Source organism: Aeribacillus sp. FSL k6-2211 (assembly GCF_037966125.1).
Taxonomy (GTDB): Bacteria; Bacillota; Bacilli; order Bacillales; family Aeribacillaceae; genus Aeribacillus; species Aeribacillus composti.
The window spans coordinates 2,168,449-2,188,237 of record NZ_CP150190.1; the positions used below are offsets into that span (position 1 = coordinate 2,168,449).

Below are 19,789 nucleotides of genomic sequence, written 5' to 3' on the forward strand. Positions count from 1 at the left end.
TTCTCTGACTTGGTTATAACTCATTCCAGAGAAAAGAGTATCTTACCTACTGTTTATTGCAAAATAAAAATAAAATGATCTGTATCAAAAAAATGTAGAACTCTGTTATTTTATTTTGCAATAAACACTTATGGTAGCCTAACAATAAAAGACGAGCTAAAACTGATATTAGTTAGCACGTCTTTTTACATGTTATAGTGTACACTTTAAAAAACCCATCCCTACCACATAGGTTAGAAATGGATTTCAGCGATCCCCCTTTTACCACTTTTTAAAACACAAATATTTCCTTCTCCATCGCTCTCTCTTCAATAATCTCGCCGTCTTGAACGACATAAATATACACTTTGTTCAAAATATCTGCTAAATCTTCAAGATGTTCTTCAGATGGCATATAGTTTGGATCGTTTGTCAGGATGATATATCGTTCTTCGCCGTTAAAGCGTTCGCTGTAAAAGTCGACTAATGCTAGGCAATTAAACATTTTTATGTTTATCCGTCCGTTTGCTTTTTCGTATTTTTCCACTACATCCTTATAGTAAATAGACATGACTCGCTTACTGCGCCCTGTAGAGGCAAGTTGTAAAGAAAGAATTTTCTTTGGTGGCTTCATGCTAATATTCTTTTGGCGACGAATGACGTTCAAACGTTCTTCTTTCTTCATATCTAAGTCAATTAAATGAGCGTTCATTAGGTTAATAAGAGCGCTATTGCGATTGTCTATGTTTTCTTGTTGATATTTTTCTAGCTTTTCTAGCGTGTTACGGTATTGTTCATTAAAAGATTTCTCTAAGAACGCTAGAAGCTTATCTAATTGTTTTTGACGTTTGGCTTGAACTTGATCTCTAATTAAAGATGAGTGCTTTAGAACATGTCCTATACATTCGTTTGATGCATGATCACTTAATTCAATAACGTTTTCGTAAAAATGACCAGCAAATAACCAGTATGGATCTAGTGCAATGATTTCGCCATTTTCACGTTTGGCTAGATGAATAAAATGGTTTTCAAGCTCTTTTCCCGTTCCATCTACAATGCTAATATTGTATACCTCAACCATCAATGGTTCAGGAACATCATAAGTTACTAAAAATCTCCCCCAAGAACGTTTTTCATTTTCTTTTTTCATTAAGTCCATGCTTAATTTAAAAATTGGATGATCACTATTTAATAACGCCACTTCTTCAGATTCATATTCACGTATACCCGTAAAACGGTAACTTTCCCCTTGATAACGAGCTAATTCAGGCAGGCTGTCTCGAATAAATTTTGGTAAACGTTCAATACGTTTTACTTTGCCATCGTTTGTATCATAGACTCGGACTTTTTTCTTTTCTAATATGTACGTTGCTAAATCTGTATATGCCCGAATTGGAATGCGTTTTACTGTTAAATCATTTTGTTCACGTTTTAAAATCGATAAATCGAGCGGATCTTCAACCATTCTTTCTTCTTGCATGAGCTTCAATAACTTTTGATGCTCTTCCGACAATGTTTTTTTCATATTGGCAATAACATCATCCAGACGTTCCCTGTTTAAAATTGCTTCCTGCATTAAGTCGGCTAAACTATCAAACTTATCTTCTAAAACTTCGCCAATAAAATCATAAACTAAATCAGATCCTAAGTCTTCTTTCATCTGCTCCATTTTTTCAAGCAGACGAATCATGACACTACCTTCACGAGTATTTTGCGCAACTAAGTTAAATACAAACACTTCGTTCTTCTGCCCGATACGATGAATGCGCCCCATTCGCTGTTCTAATTTATTTGGATTCCAAGGGATATCATAGTTAATCATTTGATTACAAAACTGGAGATTTATCGATTCTCCACCTGCATCAGTTGCAAGCATAATTTGACACTCGTTTCGAAAAAGCTCAACTTGTCTTCTACGCTCATCCATTGAAAAATTACCAACAATTTTCGCGATTTTTGGTACATGCTCAAGAAGCTTTCTTTCTAAATAATTCAATGTATCTGTAGAGTCCGTAAAAATGAGAACCTTCTCATTTTGCTGAAGCAGTCCATTTGTTCCAAACAGCGTTTTCTCTAATTCTTGATACTTTTTCTCTACCGCGTATAACTTAAGGTTTTCCGCTTGTTCGATTAATTTCTTTAAAACCATAATTTCCTTTTTTAATTCGATCGTATCAATGGAATCTACAGCTTGTTCCAACTGTTTCTCAATCAATTCTTGTTGCTCGCTCGCCTCTTCTAAATAATTCTCCAACTCAATATGTCCTAATTTTTTAATATACTTTTGCCTTCCTGCTCTGTTTGTTTGTATAACTGAACTAAACGTTTATATCTTCGTCTAAGGGATAAATGAATCGCTTCCAAAGACGAACTTAGACGACGTTGCAAGAGCATCATAGCAAATGCAGTACTATTACTTCCATTACTTATCGCTCGGTTAAAATGCTCTCTTACATATTGCGTTACCGCATCATATAAAGCTAGCTCTTCGTCTGTCAAAGTATATTTAATTGTTTTCGTCGTTCGTTTGGGAAATAGAGGTGTTCCGTCAAAGTTTTTCATACTTTCTTTCAAACGACGGATCATGAATGGATTCGTTTTTTCGCGTAAACTTTCATTCCCGCTTATATTCGAAAAAATATCTTCATCGATTAATTTCATCAAATGGCGAAAATTCTCCATATCACCTTTATGCGGAGTAGCAGTCAGCAACAAACAATGCGGTGCCTTACGTAATATCGACTCGCCTAATTGATACAGCTTTGTCCTTGAAGTGCGCTTTTTTATCGTTCCGTGTGTATACGCTGCCATTTTATGCGCTTCGTCAACGATAATTAAATCAAACTCTGCTTCTTGAATTAATAGTTTAATATCTTCCCGCGCAGCCCAATACATAGAAGCTAAGCATAAATCGTTGGCAACAAACGGATTTTTTCCACCGTATTCCTTTAACACATTTCGATTAATAATATGAAAGTGTTCGTTAAACTTCTCTAATAATTCTTCTTGCCATTGTCTCACTACTAAAGGAGGAACTAAAATTAGAATACGTTCCACACTATATCTAGCTTTTAATTCTTTGATTAGCATACCGGACATAATCGTTTTACCAGCACCTGGATCATCAGCAAGTAAAAAACGAATTTGTGGAACTTGAAGCATTCTGCCATAAACTGCTTCAATTTGGTGCGGTAATGGTAATAATTTTTTATTCCCTAATGCTCTTGTTCGCGAGTACTTAACCTCATTGTGTAACATTAAATCACTAGCATTGCAGTAATTAAATCTGATGATTCAAAATACTAAGAATGTTCAATTTTTTATTGATTTCGAAACAAAAAAATCCTTTACAATGGAAGTACAGGTGGTTCCTGCCCAAATCCAATCGTAAAGGATAACCATTATGGACAAGAATACACTAATTTCATCATTTGGTAAATGGGTTTCACCCATAAATATTCAAAAACTTAGCGAACAAGTCAAAGAATTGAAACAGGACTATTACACAAAAAAGCTGACAACAGAAGCCTATATTAAACTTTTATTGGTAGCCCAGCTGCTCGAATTTAAGAGCTTAGAGGAAATGAGTGATGCACTTGTAGACGAAGATCTTCAAAAAGCACTCGGATTTGAATCGATAAGTGCCTCTCAGCTATCCCGAAAAAACAATCAGATCCACCCACTCATTCTTGCAAATTTGTTCTTGGATCTTGTTTGGAAAATTCAACGGTACCATTATAAAAACGGAAAGAATATGCCACTGAAAATCATTGATTCAAGTACACTCCCGTTGAATTTGACCCATTATAAATGGGCAAAATTCCGGAAAACAAAAGCTGGTGTAAAGCTACACTTACGGCTCGTTTTCATGGATAAAGACACCGTCTATCCTGAAAAAGCAGTGATTACGACAGCAAAAGAACATGACCGAAATCAACTCGAAGTCCTAGTGGATGATCAAGAAGCCATGTATGTGTTTGACCGCGGTTATGTGGACTATGAACGTTTTGATCGGATGACAGATGATGGCTATTTCTTCGTTTCAAGACTGAAGAAAAACGCAGTCATTCGTGAAGTCTATACATTTTCACTTCCTGATGATTGTCACGTTCTATCCGATAAAATGGTCTACATTGGTACCACACAAAATCGTACTGAAAATGTCTTTCGTCTACTAGAAGTTATGGACACAAAAGGGAACTTACTTCGTTTCATCACCAACCGATTTGATTTAAAACCAGAAGAGATAAGTGATATTTACCGATCTCGCTGGGCTATTGAACTCTTTTTCAAATGGCTCAAGCAACACGTAGAAATTAAGCACTTTTATGGAATGAGTGAAACAGCTATTCAAAATCAAATTTTCTTAGCCCTGATCACGTATTGCTTACATGTTCTCATTCAATTGGAGATGAAAAGTAAGAAATCCCTACTTCGAATTACTCGTTGGTTAAAGAGAGCTCTGTGGAAACCAGCTTATGTTTGGTTGCGAAAATTTGATGGGCGAGCCAGTCCATAATCTCCCTTTTGTCGTTGTCGCTCTGGTTTAACTGTATATATTTACCAAATGGGCAGTGCCACCTTTCTTTAGGTTTTGTCTTTTTGGCACAAATTCACAAAAAATAATTAACAGAAAATTCTAACTATATTTATGCAATGCTAATGACATTAAATATTGAAAATATCGCTGAATGTCAATCGCTTGAATATTACTTTCGTTTTTATTTTCCTTTAAACTTTTTAATTCTGTTAATTTCTCTTTCTCCAGCATAAGCTCATAAAATTGATTTGTTTCTCGCCCAATGGCTTCGATAATGTAGAACTCACCAAATAATTCACAACGCTTAATTTCAACACTTTCCGGGAAATGTGGCCCATGTACGATTTCACCAATGTTAAACATAATACAACCTCCACTGAAAACAATAGGAACCTAATCATGATCACAAAGACAGTTCGACTGTCACCATATCGACTCCTTGTCTATTTATACGAAACTGATGATTATTTCGTAACTCTGTCGCACTTATGTCAAATGAAAATGGAAAGAATAAAGCATGATTATGAAGTAAGTCAATAGGCATGGCTGTAACATTCGTTGCTCGTAAAATCACTTCTGTAATAAATTGATTAAGATCCGTTGATGTTACAGACATTTTTGGGCGTAGCTTATATGAACGGCTTTTTAACAGATCGACTATTCCCCACGTTTTTATACTTGTTAATACGGCACTTGTTGCCACTTCTACGCGTCTACGATCCCCGTACAATTCCTTCATTTTTCTTCCGACTACTGCGCTTGGAACTTCATCTTGCAAACGAAACAGCTTTCCTAGTTCCTGTACCAAGTCTTTAAAAAATGGATAAGCAAGAATCGTCATTCCCCAATGAACAAGTAATCGCTCTTCTTTTGTCAAATGAGGAAACATTTCAAGTGCTTTGTCTCGTAATGGAATAATCTCCTCGTCTACTAAATACCAAATTTTCATTAACATCGTGATGGCGTTCTTTCTAGATTTCGCCCCGAGAATATCACTCCGTAAAAAATAATCTAAAACTTCATACATTTCCTTTCTTGATAATTTCCTTGCTTCATTCGCAGTAAAATCTAAATGATGTAACATTATTTTCTGATCAAAGCCTACTGGTTTAACCATTCGTTATCCTCCTAAAGACGGAATCACTTTCACAAAAGGAACGATGACTTCCTCAATACTAATACTACCGTGGCTAACAATTCGCTCATTTTTATTGACAAATGCTTGTCCATATTGAGCTAATAAAGCATGATAGTTTTCCGGTAATCCTACACCAGTCCAAGGAATACCACCTATTTTTTTCGCTGCATCTTTAAACAAATTAGTATCTGTATAAATTCGGACCCGTTCTCCTTTTTGTTCTGCTAATACACCTTCAGAAATTCTGCCAATACCAACACTTTCCGTATTTCCATGGTCAGATGTAATGTAAATAGTGAATTTTTCACGGTGCAAATCAGTTAATAATCGTGCTAAATAGTCTGTATTTAACCATAATTGTAATTCCGACATTAGACTTTTTTCACCTTGTACGGCTCCATGGATAAATTGGTCGATGATGTCAATAACAGCGCCATATACTTTAACGTTCGGACGTTTAAAGGCTGCAATTCCTTCCTTTTTATAAGCTTCTTTTCCTAATCCTTTTTGATATGAAACATATTGTTTTAATAGTCCGCTATTTTCCCAAAATGTTTTCCAATAGTTCTCTTCTGTTGCGGTTGTGCCAATACTTTGTGAAAATGCAGATGGAAAATTACCAGCGAAAATGGCTTGACGAGAAACCGATGTTAATGTTGGAACCCAAGCAAACACACCATTTTCTTCAAAAGAAAAACCTTTATTGGTTAAATAATACTTGATTTTTTTCCATTGAACATAGCTCATCCCGTCCAATACTAGCAAAGCGATTTTTTCATTTTGTCCCCGCTTCGATGCAAGAAATTGTACAATATGATGAACCATTTTCGGTTTAGGAACCGGTGGCAAGCTTGTTAATGAACGGTAGCCTTCCATCATCCATTTTTCGAACATTTCGTTTACTTTATGGAAAAGAGCGCTTACTTCCCTCTCATATTCTTGTTTGTTTGTATCTAAAACTGTACACTTGTATTCAGCCATCAGTTCCATTATGTTAATCCAATCTTTATAGCGAGATGCAGAAGTGATTTGCTCCATGATTTTTTCATGAAGATGACGAATTTTTTCCTGCAATGAACCATCCTCATCCACTTCTACACCGTATTTCATCCAAGTTGGAAAAGAATATGATACGTTCGTTTTTACTTTTCTAATATAACCTTTTGCAAATAAATCGTTCATCAGCCTTCTAACATCTGGACTAGAAAATGGATGAGCTAAATACAAAGGAGTTTCTTCTAATACACTTCCCTCTTGTAAATCCAGTAATTGATGAACAAATGTAGTCCATTGCTTCTCTATATATTGAAAAAAATAACTAGAAGATGTAAGCAAACGTTTTATAGGTATTCCTTCAAATACGTTTTTGCCTGATAACTTTTCGATTAAAAACTGCTGTACAATCGACGGTAATTGTTTCTTAGCATAATGAATCGAAAGAAGTAATTTATATAACTCAACTTCGCTATCAATTAGCTCATGAACAATTTTATAAACATGTTTAACGATGTATTCCAACGTTTCCTTATCAGAAGAAGAACCCTGATACTGTTTATGTGCAGTATACAAGACATCGAAATCTTCTTTGTCTAGCTGTTTAACAATTCCTGGCGAAAACTTTGGAAATAACTCGCTAATCTTTAATTCAATATGGTATCCATGTTGCAAAAAATCATATGGAAAATAAGTGTAATTTTCATCATTACTAAAGAAAAGCAATTTTAATTGATTTTGCTCGACTTTCTCTCTAAATTGAGACTCATACAGGTAACGAATAAAGATGCTATCATTAAAATGAATGACCTCATATCCATTCTCTCTTAACCGTTGAAGAATTTCTTCATCATTCAATAAAAAATCCGGATCATTGACTAACAATAACGAATAAGGCTGATTGACAAACTTTTGGACAATTTCATCGCGCCAAGTTTTCATGGTCTCACCTTAAAAAGATTTTTTCACCGCATATACCATTATGATTACATTATAACAATGTTAAATATTGAAAGCCTGATTTTTTGATAAAAAATCAGGCTTTCAATTGGTTTACAAACCTAAACGAATTTGTGCGTTGTCGTAATACATTAACAGCTTGTCGTCCTCTTGAATGACACTCTCAGGTAGACGTTCGCCGACTTTGACAATCTTTTCATAATCTTTGTCGCTCCATGCTTTCTTAAATCCAGCACGAATCGCTTCTGTACGGAATTGTTTGAGCTTTTTCTTGCTTTTTTCTAATTCTTCTAAGTAACCTTCAAATTCACGCAACAACGCTTTTTCACGAAGTTTCTCTAAATCGGCTTGTTTGTTTGGATCTGGTACGTACCAACGATTCATTGCTTTTTCTTGTAATTGTGGATCATCGTTCTCTAAACCGCGTAAATCTTTATAATTTCGGCGGAGATAGCTTGCAATTTGGTCTGGTACAGGACCGTCCCCTTCATATTTCAAGAAGTTTTGCTGCAATAAGTCATCCAACTCAGGCAACTTCTCATGTTTCGCAATATGCTGAATTTCTTTCATAAAGTTTGGATGAATATCTTGCCGCGTCTGCGGTTTCTTTAATAACTGCTGACGCAACCATTCGATGGCGCTTGTTTCGTCTGTCACGAACAAGCTCATTTGCGCAAATTCTTTCACTAACGTACGTTTCTTATCGTACTCCGCTACTTGGCTTTCTAAAAACGCCATGCCATCACGCATCGGGAAACGTTGCGCAACTCCAGCTTGGAACTCTGCAGAAGAAATCGGTACAGGCAAACCATTTTGAACATGATATGCAACCATTCGGTCAAACAAGATACGTGGTGTCCGCTCCGCAATAATTTGCGCTTCGCCTTTATGACCAATAAACACTGGCAGCTGTTCAAGGTGCTGACGAACAAACGTCCAAGCGGATTCTTCAGTATTTTGTTCCCGTCGCATCTTCTCAATATTTTCTTGTTTAGGTTTATAAGCGGAAATAACTAAGTCTTGTTTAACAGCTGTTGTTGTTGTTACTGCTTTGAAACTGCCTTGCTTTTTATCTAGGACAGAGACATTTGCAATTACGAAGCCCGCCTTCAAAATAGCTTCCTGAATCGCATTCCAAATACTTGCATGTGAATTGCTAAATTCTACCGTCATCCAACGTCCCGGCTTTAACACTCTGTAGTAGTTTTTGAAGCATTTCTCTAGCAATAACTTGTATTCTTGGATTCCTTTGTTTTGAACAGAATTGACAATTGCCTCACTTGAATTATTCGTTTGTACTTTTAACCATGACTCCCAAATAAAATTAAGTTCGGAATAGTTGATGTTAGCTCCAAAAGGTGGATCAGTAAAAATATAGTCAATACTATTATCTTTAATTTTGACGGAATCCGTGGACTGAAGAGTTGTAATTACATTATGTTCGTTTACTTTTAGTGCCTTGGTAAAATCATTTAGTTTTCCTTTTAAAACATTAAAAATATTTGTTTCTGCATTCAAAGAGGATACATAAAGTGTTCCATTTAAAGGTCCATTTCCTCTATTCCCCAGATTATATCTCACTAATTTTGATACTAATGTGCTAACAACAGATTGAAATACCAACTTACTTATATTTTTAAAATCATTTAAATCATTAAAACGCTTATATAATTCAGATAAAATCACTAAATTCCTTTTAGTATAAAAATGATGTACATGACTAAAACCATGACTTACTAAAGGTTGGTTTGTATTTTTACCATCAGGTAACTCATTAATTGGAATCCAATTTGATAAAGGAATTTCTTCTATTTTATTTAGCAATATTCTATCTTTCTCATCAAACCTTTTAGTATATCTTTTATTTCTAAAAGTATAAAAAATAGCAACTGGAACTTGCTTAGATTGTTCTACAGTTCGTTTTAGTATGTTATCGTAAAAGTGCACTTTTAGTCTGAGTAATTTATTCTTTGTAAGTACCGCCTGACAATGTGGACAAGAAAATTTATCATTTACTTTATTACCTTCTTCATTAACAGCAACATCAAAAAAAACAATTTCCCCAGCACAGTGAGGACAACTAAAAACATCACTCCAAATAACATAATTAATCTTACCGATTTTTACAGTACCATTCTCTTTATGTTCAGTCTCATACATCCATCCATACTCTTTTTCAACATCTTCAACAATTTTTAAAAATTGGATTTTAAACTTTTCAATGTTAACTGGATTATTATAATTCGAAGCAATAAAAGATGCAGCCGAGGAAAGATCATTCAATACAGCCTTTCTACTCCCTATAGTTGATATATAATTATCATTTTCATCAAATATTTCGTTACCTACTAATTTATATCCGAGTGACTCTACAATGCTTTTTTGTCCACATAGATTTGCAGCAACGCCAGTCATTCCTGTCCCAGAAAAACCATCTAAAACAATATCACCCGGCTGTGTGTAATGAAGTATATATCTCATAATTGCTTTATACGGAACTTTAGTGTGGTAGCTATGTGCATTATAAATTGGGTCATTCTTCCCCTCACTCACATCCGCCGCGAACGGTTCGCGATGATATTCCTCATTCTCATTTCTACCATACTTCTCTTTTTTCTCGCGCTCCCATTCTTCAATAAAATCGTTAATCCACGGATTCGGACATGCTGTATAGTATGGTGGGTCAGACAACGCAATGATATCTTCATCATCACCGATTGGAAAGCCTTCGATTTTCTTTAGTTCGGGTAGTTTTTTACGTAATTCGTTTCGGAAATATTCTCTTCGTTCCTCATCATTTTTAAATGTCATGCCTAAGCAGACAACGGTCCCGTTGTCTACTTGGTCATCATCTAGTAAAGACAATTGTTTTTCGTCCAATGTTGTTTCCTCCCTTTACTTCTTTACCATGATGCGCACACGATGTGGTTGGTGGTTGCCCACAATTGCCCTCATCAACATTTCAAAGCTTCTTCTCACTTCGTCGACTGTTAATGGGTTACCATCGCCCATCATTTTCACAAGTTGGTCAATATGAATTTCTTCTTTATGAATTCCCTTTAGTAAGTCATTAATAATTTCAAGAAGGCGAATATCAATCGGTAAATCAAACTGTTTCTTTTCAATAAAGTCTTTTACGATTTGTTGTTCATCATCACTCAATAGTGAGATCCCTTCTTGAACGATTGGATCGTTAAAGTTGGTTAATAACGTTTCTGTCCACGTATTTAACAAATCATCAAGCCGTTCTTCTAATTGCTCTAATGAAATTCGTTGTACCATAACTTCGTCACGCGGATTGAACTTACAATGTGGGCAAATTGGATCATGTTGCAATTGCTCACGTGTCAATTGATAACAAGATTTTAATGATTGAATGTTTTTAATCCACTCATCTAGTGCTTGACGAGGTAATAAATCAATTCTTGATACCAACTCTTTTAATGCAAGGTAACGTTTGTCATGCAATAATGCTTTTTTCTTGTTTTCTTCGGTCGCATTTAAACGCGCTTGATGATGTAACTGTAAATAATGTTGAATATATTCTTCTTTTAATTTCTCTAATTCACGAATCTCACTTGAACAATCTCTATTTTCTTTTAATGCAATCGCTAAGTTGTCTAACGCTACGTCAACGCTTTCGAGCCACTCTCGATTTGTAGACATAATTAATTTCGCTTTCGATAAGTAATCGGCTACTTTGGTGTATTCGTGAATTTGTTGTTGTAATTGTTCAAGCTTAGTAACAATCTTTAAGTTTTCGTTTTGTTGTTCAATATCGGACACGCTATATTTTAAGTTTGTCATTTTTGCTCGTGTATTATAAACTTGAAGGCCTTCTAAGAACGTTTTTAAGCTTTCAAGTTTCGTAATGTATTCCGCACGTTCGTCACTTGAGAATAACGGACCATCCCAAATGTGGAATTTATTGCGCACATCGTTTATCATCTTAACCGTTTTTTCAACCGCTTGGCGTGATTGGCTAATGATTTGCTTAATGGCGAATTCTAGCCAACTTTCATCAGTCACATTTCCTTTACCGATATCAAACATATCAATTAATGAGTTAATTGCTGGAATTGGCAACCCGATTGGTTTTTTAATATGACTAAAATTCGTTAGCTTGCTTAAAGGAAGTTTAATAAACTCACCGAAATTCATCGCTTCGTATGTTTTATTATCTACTGTTACGACAATTTCACCTTGTTCAATAAGGGCACCTAACACAACAACTAATAACTCCGGTTCCATTCGAAATTCTTTTGTCAATCTGACATCTTCTGTACCTTGAACAGTATAGATCGTTTCAATTAGTTCGTTTTGATTAAGTACTTGTCCATGTCCTTTTTCTTCTAGTTTTTCAATAACCCAGCGTGCGTATCCAGAACCGCGAACGTTTAATTCCCCTTTTTGATCTAATAATACGAATCCGTTTAAAATTGCTTGCCCTTGGCTCGTTTTTCTTCCATTCATATATGAAAGCGCATCGCTAACGTAGGTTGCCATATTGTCTTTTGTTAAATATGCTTTGTCTAATTTCCGGAAAGAAGGGTAATCTTTATACTTTTCTTCAAACCATTGACTCAATAACCCTTCCGCCACTGTATTAATCAAATCAATTAAGGTGGCGTTTCCTGGAAGAAACATGCCGAATTCTAATACGGAACCTTTTTTACCACGATATTGAATTTCAAAGGCTTCTACGAAATTATCTTTTAACCAAGTAGTAAGGCGTTTTAAGTAAATATCTGCCTTACTATTATATAAATGCTTTGTTGTAGAGGCATCATTGCTCATTTCACGTGCCCCACCGTATAGACGCAATAAACGAACAAATTCATCATCTTTTTTTGTCATACGAAAGAATACTTCATCCGCTTTTTCTTCATCTTTAAATTTTGGTGGTTCAAATGGCTGTAACATATAAATGTAAAAGTCTCGCTCAGGTTGAGCCGTTGAACGTTCATTTGGCGCACCAAAGAATAGATATCCTTGACGTTTTACTCGACGACCTTCCCAAGGAATTTCATGCAGCCAAATTTTATAGCCGGTTACGTATGTGTTATCTGCTACTTCCGTTGCTTGTTTTAATATTTCAAAATAGTAGCGATCTAATTGATTGTCCGTTAATTCTTCCCCACGTTTTTCTATTAAATCGTCTACCGCAATATCTTTTTTAACATCCAAGTAATACTGACCATTCTCTTGGTTCGTAGAAATATATTGGAAGCTAACCACTTTCATGATTTCCTTTAGTACCGATTCAATCGTTGTTTTTAAGAAATCCGCTGCTTCATCATCCATGTCTAGCAACATTCCGATATTTAAGAACAATTTATCTCTTAGTTCTTCAGATGTTAAACCGACTGGAGCATTAATATCATCTGTCGCTAAACGGTTAACGGCAAGAGCATTAACAATACGTAATGCCGCTGGTTTATATGCAGGACGTTTTAAACCGTTTTGCACACGGTCTTTCAATGTCTGCACTTTGCTCATCACTTCTTTTACATTCGGATTACTTCTTAGTGAAGAGTCTTCTTCAATATATTGCCAATAACGGTCAAATGAAATAATCCCTGTTTCATTTTCCGGAACCTCTTCGGTCAATAGCTTTCGGATTTCTCTACTAATTGTTTGCAGTACAACACGTTTTTCCGCAATATTTACATTTTCAAATGTTTCCAAGTAGGCAGGATGGATCGGGAAAAGATTCACATACGTCTCCATATCTTCACCGAGACGATGGTATAATGATGTATATTTGCTTAAATGCTCGCGAATTAACGCTTTTTGTTTTTCATCCTTTTTCAATAGACGTTCTGACACAACGTATGCAATGTCTTCGCGGACAATTCTTACTTCTTGGAAACGTTCCTTTACTCGACGTAAGGAATCAGCAACAAATTGGAATTTTGGGTTGTCAAATAACATTTCTTGGATTCCAGCGATAAAGCGTAAACGAGTTTTACTACAAACTTCTCCAAATTCGCGTAAAAATCCTAAGTCTAAAGTTAGTTCTTGCTCTTTACGGCTGCGTAAATAGTCTAATAATTCGTCTACAACAAGCATGAGTCCTTGATCAGGGTATTGTTCATGGAATATTTCCATCATTTCATAAAGCATGTCTTTATTGTTCGTTACTTCATCAGCTCTTGGGAAAGTATAATCAATCCCTAGGTTTGCTAAGCCTTGTTGTAGCGCTTTGCAAATGATGTCACGCAAAGACATCGCAACAGCGCCTATTTCTGTACGAATCACTTTAAACTTTCCTTCAATTTCTTTTGCTTTTTTTGCAACACGTTCATTTTTAATATGCTCACTTGCCCCTGGCTGTTCCGCAATCGTCGAAATGACACTCATTAAGTGCGATTTACCTGTACCATAGTTACCGACAATCAATAATCCTTTATTGTCAACCATCCGATCAAACTGAATTTGCTCGATGATAATCTCGTCTAGCTGCTCGGCCATACGGTCGGAAATAACATATGTATCAAGCAAGTGAAACGCGCGTTCTTTATCATCCGCATCGCGTAATTGCACGACCGATTCAATTGGCTCGAATTGAATTAAATCGCTGTAACGTAACATAACGATTTTCCCCCTTTTATACGATTACTATTTTTCCTTCGAGTTCACTGCATTTAAAATACTCCGGATGTTCGGGAGTAGCATAAATTAGTGCTTTCCCATCATATTCACCCGGCCAAGATACAATTAATTTAAAGCGTTTACTTAAATGTTCTAGCAATCTTACCGGGTGTTGCTGTAGTTGTTTATCAAATAGGATTTCTATATTGCCTAGCCACAGCGCAGGAGCATGATAACCGTTAAAAATTTCATTAAGTATTTCTCCAACTTGTAAAGGATAATTAGATTTGGGAATGTTCTTCAAATTTTCGCTTAATCGCAAATTGAGATTTATGTAAGGAATATTTAATGAATTTGCAATTTGTCTATCATTTTCGACTTTCCCACAAGCATAAATTATTTTGTACCATCTAGAGTCTAAGAATTGGAGTTCTGATTTAATCGAATATAAACTCATATAAATACTCCTTAAAATAATAAAACTAGTATTTTGTACTCATTTATACACTTTTATATTTAGTATAATTTAATTTCGTGTTAATTAAAATAAGAATAAATTAAGAGAAAACAAAATTGTTAAAGCCAGTGATCCCTAATCTATTCGGAACAAAATTTCCCCACTTAAGAACCATATTATTAATGAGAGAGGAGCTATGGTACGCGATTACGAGAAAGGAATTTTTGATGTTTAAAAAAGGGGAATGAGTGTTTCCAATATAGCAAGGGAAATTGGATCAATCAAAAAAAACAGTCTCATCACCATATTCTGTGATGTTCACACAATTCCGGAAATAAGTTAGCGAGATTGATACTCAATCTAGAGTAGCTCCTTCGTCAGCTTGCAGACCACTAAGTTGGTAGATGGAAGCGGTCAAGTGCTTTCCTTGACGGATTTCATTCTACCAACTACAATGCGGAAAGCTGATGAAGGGCATGGTTAAGCAACCTGATTTTTATAAGTTTTACCTGTACATTCCAAAAATACACGTAGTCGAAATCTTTCAAGGTTTCTGAAGCTTTCAAATTTCTTATCAGGAAATACCTTCCATCCTCCATTTAATTGTTGAACATACCATTTATGTTGAACAATAACAGAATTTAGAATAATCTTTTTAAACAGTACTTCTTCTGTGGTGGCCATATTGTTTTCTAACAATTCATGATGCTTACCAAAAATAAAACCATCATCAGAGTACAGTCTTTTTCCTTTGATTAATCCGTCATACCTTTCGCCTATCGAAAACCAATCAATAATATCTTTAAAAAGATGTAATTGATCAATTAAATTAGATTCAATATTATGTGGATCATTCGGTATAATTACCGCTATAAACATGTGTGACAATGGTAGCACCTCTTACTCAAAATTGAAAGGTTGGTAAATTCAAAGCTTTATGAACCTTCCACGTAAAGTTCTATTGCACTAATTAAAATAATTTAGAACAGAACATTATAAGGAACTGGTTGAAATTAATCAGTCATTCTTCTTTCTCAAACTCATCACCGCATGTTGGACATACCGTATACCAAGAGTAATGGCGATCTATTTGACGATGATAATTATTTGGATGTTTAATAATTTTATGACCATTATGACAGTGTAGAGAACGAAGTATAGTCTTTCTTTGCCGTCGTTGTCGATGAAGAGGGCCCAGTCTGGGTTGTACGAACCGATTGGGATGTCGATTTTGAACCAGCTTGGCAGTTTGACGTATACTTTTACGATTCCTCTCCTACTCGACTCGATAATTTTTAGTTTTTGTTAATCTCAGCCTACCGAGATTATAGGATGGTGTATGTTAGGAGTTTATGTAAATAATTGCGACACTTTTACCTACATGAAAAGCCCTTTATTTTATCCTAAATTATTTTTACAAAAAAAATTCGTCAAATCAGATCATAAAAACAAAAAACATACTAAGATTAGTAGCACAGACCACGGCCATGGTCTGTGCTACTATTTTTTATAGTAGAAGTGGAGAATAGGTCGTGACAGCCCCAGAACCTTGAGTTCGTAGTGAAAAACTGGCCTACTTCACTGCCCTTATAAGAATCAGTTTCAGTATGTTGGATCCTTGAGATCGTGTATAAGAAAAGGGAATCGATAAGGTGAAGTGAAGACTTCTACATAAAAATCAGGAGGAATGTATATGCAAAGCGTCATTGCTTTTGATGTCAGTATGGGAAAAAGTTATATGGTGATTTATAACGCTGCACGTTCTTGTATTTTTGAGGGGGAAATTTTGCATAATCGCCCCCATTTTGAACAGCTAAATAAACGAATCATCGATTTAGTACAAAAAGATGGACAAGTTCCAGCCATTGTATTTGAAGCAACAGGCGTGTATTCCCATTAGAGCGCTTTATGAATGATCACGGTTTTCCGTACTGTCTGTTAAATCCCCTTGAATCAAAGATTCAAACAGCTACTATGCGCATTCATAAAACCGATAAAAGTGATGCCCACAACCGAACGGCGCATAAAAAAACCGCAGGACAACTACTTCGACCAAATGCGTGCGCTTTCCCGATACTATCATGAATTAGACGAAGAACTAGCGATGCTTCGAAGTAGAATGCACACTTTACTACAACTGACTTTCCCAGAAATGGAATTGCTGTTCACACAAAAATCCGAACTGTTTTTAAATATCCTACAGCTATTCCCACATCCTGATTACGTTAAAAATCTTTCAAAGACGGTTGTACGCAACCGACTACTTGCCAACACAGATAAGAAATGAGCGCCTAAAACGGCGGAGAAAAAGGCCATACAGTTAATAGGTGCAGCACAGGATTCGTATCCAGCAGTGGATCAAGACGACATTCGCTGTGAACAGCTAAAAGATTATGCCAAACGTTCTTTAGCCATTTTGAGAAAACGTGAGGAACTGATTCAGCAGATGGTTGTTCTTTCAGAAGAACGAAATGAATATCAAATATTAATCAGTATTCCTGGTATAGGGAAAAATACAGCCGTTCGTTTGATTGGAGAAATAGGCGACATGACACGCTTCGAAAATCATAAGCAACTCAATGCCTATGCAGGAATTGATATAAGGCGTTTTCAATCAGGCACATTGTTTTACAAAGATAAAATCAATAAGCGTGGCAACAGTCATCTGCGCAAAATCCTTTATTTTACGATTCAAAATATAATCCGCCAACGACGCTTTGGACACAATCATTTTGTAGAATACTACGACAAATTAAAAACGCAACCCTATAACAAATGTCATAAAGTTGCGTCCATCGCATGTGTGAATAAGTTATTGAAGTGCCTCTTCCACCTTATTACACACAATTTAACGTACAATTACGAAATCGCTTCAGTATCTTCGTAATTGTGTAGGAAAAGTATAACATAATGGGCCTAGCGAAAAAAAGCAAAAATCGTTAGGTCTATTTGGCATGCGAAAATTTTTTTTGGCGGAAGGGGTACCCCTTCCGCCAAAAAAAAATTAATTATCTCAAATAACTATTGATAAACCTCTTGACTAATCGTAAGAAAGGGGGCTGTCCAAAAAGTCAGGGTAACTGACTTTTTGGAGCCCCTCATTTTTTCACTTTTAAAAAAATGCACAAAAAAATCGTCCTTTCTAGTAAAATGAAGTTGCGACACAACATTACAGAAAGGACGATTTTTTATGAGCAATCAAATGATTACTCCTGAAAATTATAACACACAAATGACACTTCCTCTAGATGGAAAAGAAGAAAAAACTCCTGCCAAAAGAAAGTTCAAATGATTTATGATATTGAATCGCTCATACCTGAACATCACGTGGCTCGTGTCGTGGACGAAATGGTGGAGGCGATACCAGATGAACAATTGTTTTCTCATTATAAAGGCGGCGGCAGAAGCTCCTATCATCCCAAAATGATGCTGAAAATCATTCTGTATGCTTATTCTCAAAAGGTTTATTCTTGTCGAGGAATCGAAAAACTCGTTAAAGAAAATATTCCTGCCATGTGGCTTTCAGCGATGCAACAACCAGATTTCCGGACAATCAACGAATTCCGAGGCGGACGGATGAAGGTCCTAATGGATGAGTTATTTGAAGCGATGATTCTGAAGCTGATTGAAGAAAATTACATCACGATGGAAAACTACTTTTTGGATGGTACTAAAATTGAAGCCAATGCCAAAAGTATTCTTTCGTGTGGAAAAAATCAACCTTGAAATTTGAAGCGAAGGTAAGAGAAAAAATTCAAGAAACACTTCAGTACATTCAAGAATTAACCCAATTAGAAGCAGGAACAGCACAAAAAGAGGCGAAAGAAGATCCAGAAATCACGGAACAGAACTTGGAAGCCATCGCTCAAAAATTAGAAGAAAAAGTCGAAATCCTAACAGAGGAAATCGAACAGGAATCTGATACAAAAGTTCGGAAGGAAAAACGAACAGAACGGAAGAAATGGAAAAAACCTTTAAAACGGTTTCGAGAAAATTTTTTACCTCGACTAAACGTTCATCTAATTTTAAAACTCCCAAACAATTGAACGTTCCGGTACATCTTTTCCTTCTTCAACAACGTAAAAAATATCTACCTTACACCCATACAATAACTTCAGCAACGCCATTCCTCTTAATTGAGCTTCATTTAAACGATCGTTCGTATCCATTCTCTTCACTTCTGCAAACCGCACTTTACAAAAATCAGGATGAATCATCAAATCGGGTTCTTGAACGTGAACATAAGGAGAAAAAAGGCGATAAAACTGCCGTCCTTGTTCATATCGCTTATCTCCAAAATGTATTCGAAACACTTCTTCAGCAACAGGATATTTACCTAGCCGATTGCCACCGAACAGATTATAATCATGGTGAATCCATTCGTATCCTAATGATTCAAATAACGTCCGACAATAAATTCACCGAACCCTTTTGTTCCAGGCAGTTTTCTACAATAAGAATCTTTGCAATTCACTCTTTCACCGTTTCTCCACTTGTCTAACTCCTCCGAGCGAAACGTTACAACTCAAACGGGAATTTCTATTTTGATACCCACATAGTTTTCCTCCCTATCTAACCGAACTACCGTTCTCTCAGTATCAGCAATATATGGCTAGGAACCGATTCTACATAAAATCCCAAAGACTACATGAAAACTTGACTTTACCGTTTTCTGAATAGCTTTCACCCTATTTCTTGTTTATTGCCCTAAAAATAAACATTCGACCTTACAAATTACAATTTTTCCAGCTCATGAAACACCGCATCTCGAATATTTGTCGATGTGATCGATAATTAATCAATTTCTTTCCAAATAACCTCTTGAATTCTACCGTACTTTTCAGAAGTTTTTTCATCATTTGGAACTGTCTTAAAGATTCCGTTTCCAAGTCCATGATCGCTAAAATGACTGCCATCATATAATGGCCAATAGAAAAACCAACGTCCAGAAACGCTTGGTAGCTTATCCCGATGTTCAAGAGACTGATATTGTTTATGTTTTTATCAAATATTGGAAAAAATGTGGACACATAAAGTGTAGCAGCATTGTTGTAGTTGGAAATGTGCCGATTATTTGTAGATGGTGTGATTTGCGAGATTTTTCGATTTTGAGTATAATTCATTATTG

General features: G+C 35.7%; 14 protein-coding genes and 1 pseudogene. 4 read left to right on the plus strand and 11 right to left on the minus strand.

What is annotated here, in order from left to right; all coding sequences use genetic code 11:
* Positions 1–271 precede the first annotated feature (271 nt).
* Entirely contained in the window at positions 272–2,233 is a 1,962-nt protein-coding gene (locus NSU19_RS10445; protein WP_339196371.1) for a C-terminal helicase domain-containing protein, read from the minus strand.
* An 11-nt stretch (positions 2,234–2,244) separates the two neighbouring features.
* Entirely contained in the window at positions 2,245–3,141 is an 897-nt protein-coding gene (locus NSU19_RS10450) for a DEAD/DEAH box helicase (RefSeq protein ID WP_339196373.1), read from the minus strand.
* Positions 3,142–3,382: 241 nt separating this feature from the next.
* Here NSU19_RS10450 and NSU19_RS10455 point away from each other — a divergent pair, with 241 nt between their 5' ends.
* Complete coding sequence (locus NSU19_RS10455; protein ID WP_003352762.1) at positions 3,383–4,498, plus strand: IS4 family transposase; 1,116 nt, start codon at positions 3,383–3,385, stop codon at positions 4,496–4,498.
* 120 nt (positions 4,499–4,618) lie between these two features.
* Here the strand turns inward: NSU19_RS10455 and NSU19_RS10460 are convergent, their stop codons facing one another.
* The 7 genes from NSU19_RS10460 to NSU19_RS10490 all read right to left on the minus strand — a co-directional run bounded on the left by NSU19_RS10460 (position 4,619) and on the right by NSU19_RS10490 (position 15,549).
* Entirely contained in the window at positions 4,619–4,882 is a 264-nt protein-coding gene (locus NSU19_RS10460; protein ID WP_339196375.1) for a hypothetical protein, read from the minus strand.
* Positions 4,883–4,922: 40 nt separating this feature from the next.
* The gene (locus tag NSU19_RS10465; RefSeq protein ID WP_339196377.1) at positions 4,923–5,636 is read right to left on the minus strand and encodes a hypothetical protein; all 714 of its coding nucleotides are present in this window, start codon (positions 5,634–5,636) and stop codon (positions 4,923–4,925) included.
* A gap of 3 nt (positions 5,637–5,639) precedes the next feature.
* Positions 5,640–7,592 carry a BREX-3 system phosphatase PglZ gene (pglZ, locus tag NSU19_RS10470; RefSeq protein ID WP_339196380.1) on the minus strand — a complete coding sequence of 651 codons (1,953 nt, stop codon included), beginning with the start codon at positions 7,590–7,592 and terminating at the stop codon, positions 5,640–5,642.
* Between the two features lie 111 nt (positions 7,593–7,703).
* Positions 7,704–10,490: a DNA methyltransferase gene (locus NSU19_RS10475; protein ID WP_339196382.1), complete on the minus strand. Its 2,787-nt coding sequence runs from the start codon at positions 10,488–10,490 to the stop codon at positions 7,704–7,706.
* Between the two features lie 15 nt (positions 10,491–10,505).
* The gene (locus NSU19_RS10480) at positions 10,506–14,204 is read right to left on the minus strand and encodes a DUF6079 family protein (protein ID WP_339196384.1); all 3,699 of its coding nucleotides are present in this window, start codon (positions 14,202–14,204) and stop codon (positions 10,506–10,508) included.
* Positions 14,205–14,220: 16 nt separating this feature from the next.
* A complete protein-coding gene (gene brxF, locus NSU19_RS10485) occupies positions 14,221–14,661 on the minus strand; it encodes a BREX-3 system P-loop-containing protein BrxF (RefSeq protein ID WP_339196386.1) in 441 nt (146 codons plus the stop codon).
* 480 nt (positions 14,662–15,141) lie between these two features.
* The gene (locus tag NSU19_RS10490; RefSeq protein WP_339196388.1) at positions 15,142–15,549 is read right to left on the minus strand and encodes a hypothetical protein; all 408 of its coding nucleotides are present in this window, start codon (positions 15,547–15,549) and stop codon (positions 15,142–15,144) included.
* An 805-nt stretch (positions 15,550–16,354) separates the two neighbouring features.
* Between NSU19_RS10490 and NSU19_RS10495 the strand changes: the two are divergent.
* From NSU19_RS10495 to NSU19_RS10505, 3 genes and pseudogenes are all read left to right on the plus strand, one after another.
* Positions 16,355–17,548: pseudogene (locus NSU19_RS10495) on the plus strand (IS110 family transposase).
* A gap of 401 nt (positions 17,549–17,949) precedes the next feature.
* Positions 17,950–18,387, plus strand: coding sequence for a transposase (locus NSU19_RS10500; protein ID WP_327856886.1), 438 nt, complete (start codon positions 17,950–17,952; stop codon positions 18,385–18,387).
* The gene (locus tag NSU19_RS10505; RefSeq protein ID WP_339196390.1) at positions 18,384–18,707 is read left to right on the plus strand and encodes a hypothetical protein; all 324 of its coding nucleotides are present in this window, start codon (positions 18,384–18,386) and stop codon (positions 18,705–18,707) included. Before NSU19_RS10500 ends, NSU19_RS10505 begins: the two co-directional genes overlap by 4 nt.
* Here NSU19_RS10505 and NSU19_RS10510 read toward each other — a convergent pair.
* Both NSU19_RS10510 and NSU19_RS10515 read right to left on the minus strand, forming a co-directional pair.
* Positions 18,687–18,974 carry a hypothetical protein gene (locus tag NSU19_RS10510; RefSeq protein WP_327856884.1) on the minus strand — a complete coding sequence of 96 codons (288 nt, stop codon included), beginning with the start codon at positions 18,972–18,974 and terminating at the stop codon, positions 18,687–18,689. The genes NSU19_RS10505 and NSU19_RS10510 overlap by 21 nt on opposite strands.
* A gap of 414 nt (positions 18,975–19,388) precedes the next feature.
* Positions 19,389–19,784, minus strand: coding sequence for a hypothetical protein (locus NSU19_RS10515; protein WP_339196392.1), 396 nt, complete (start codon positions 19,782–19,784; stop codon positions 19,389–19,391).
* Between the last annotated feature and the right edge of the window lie 5 nt (positions 19,785–19,789).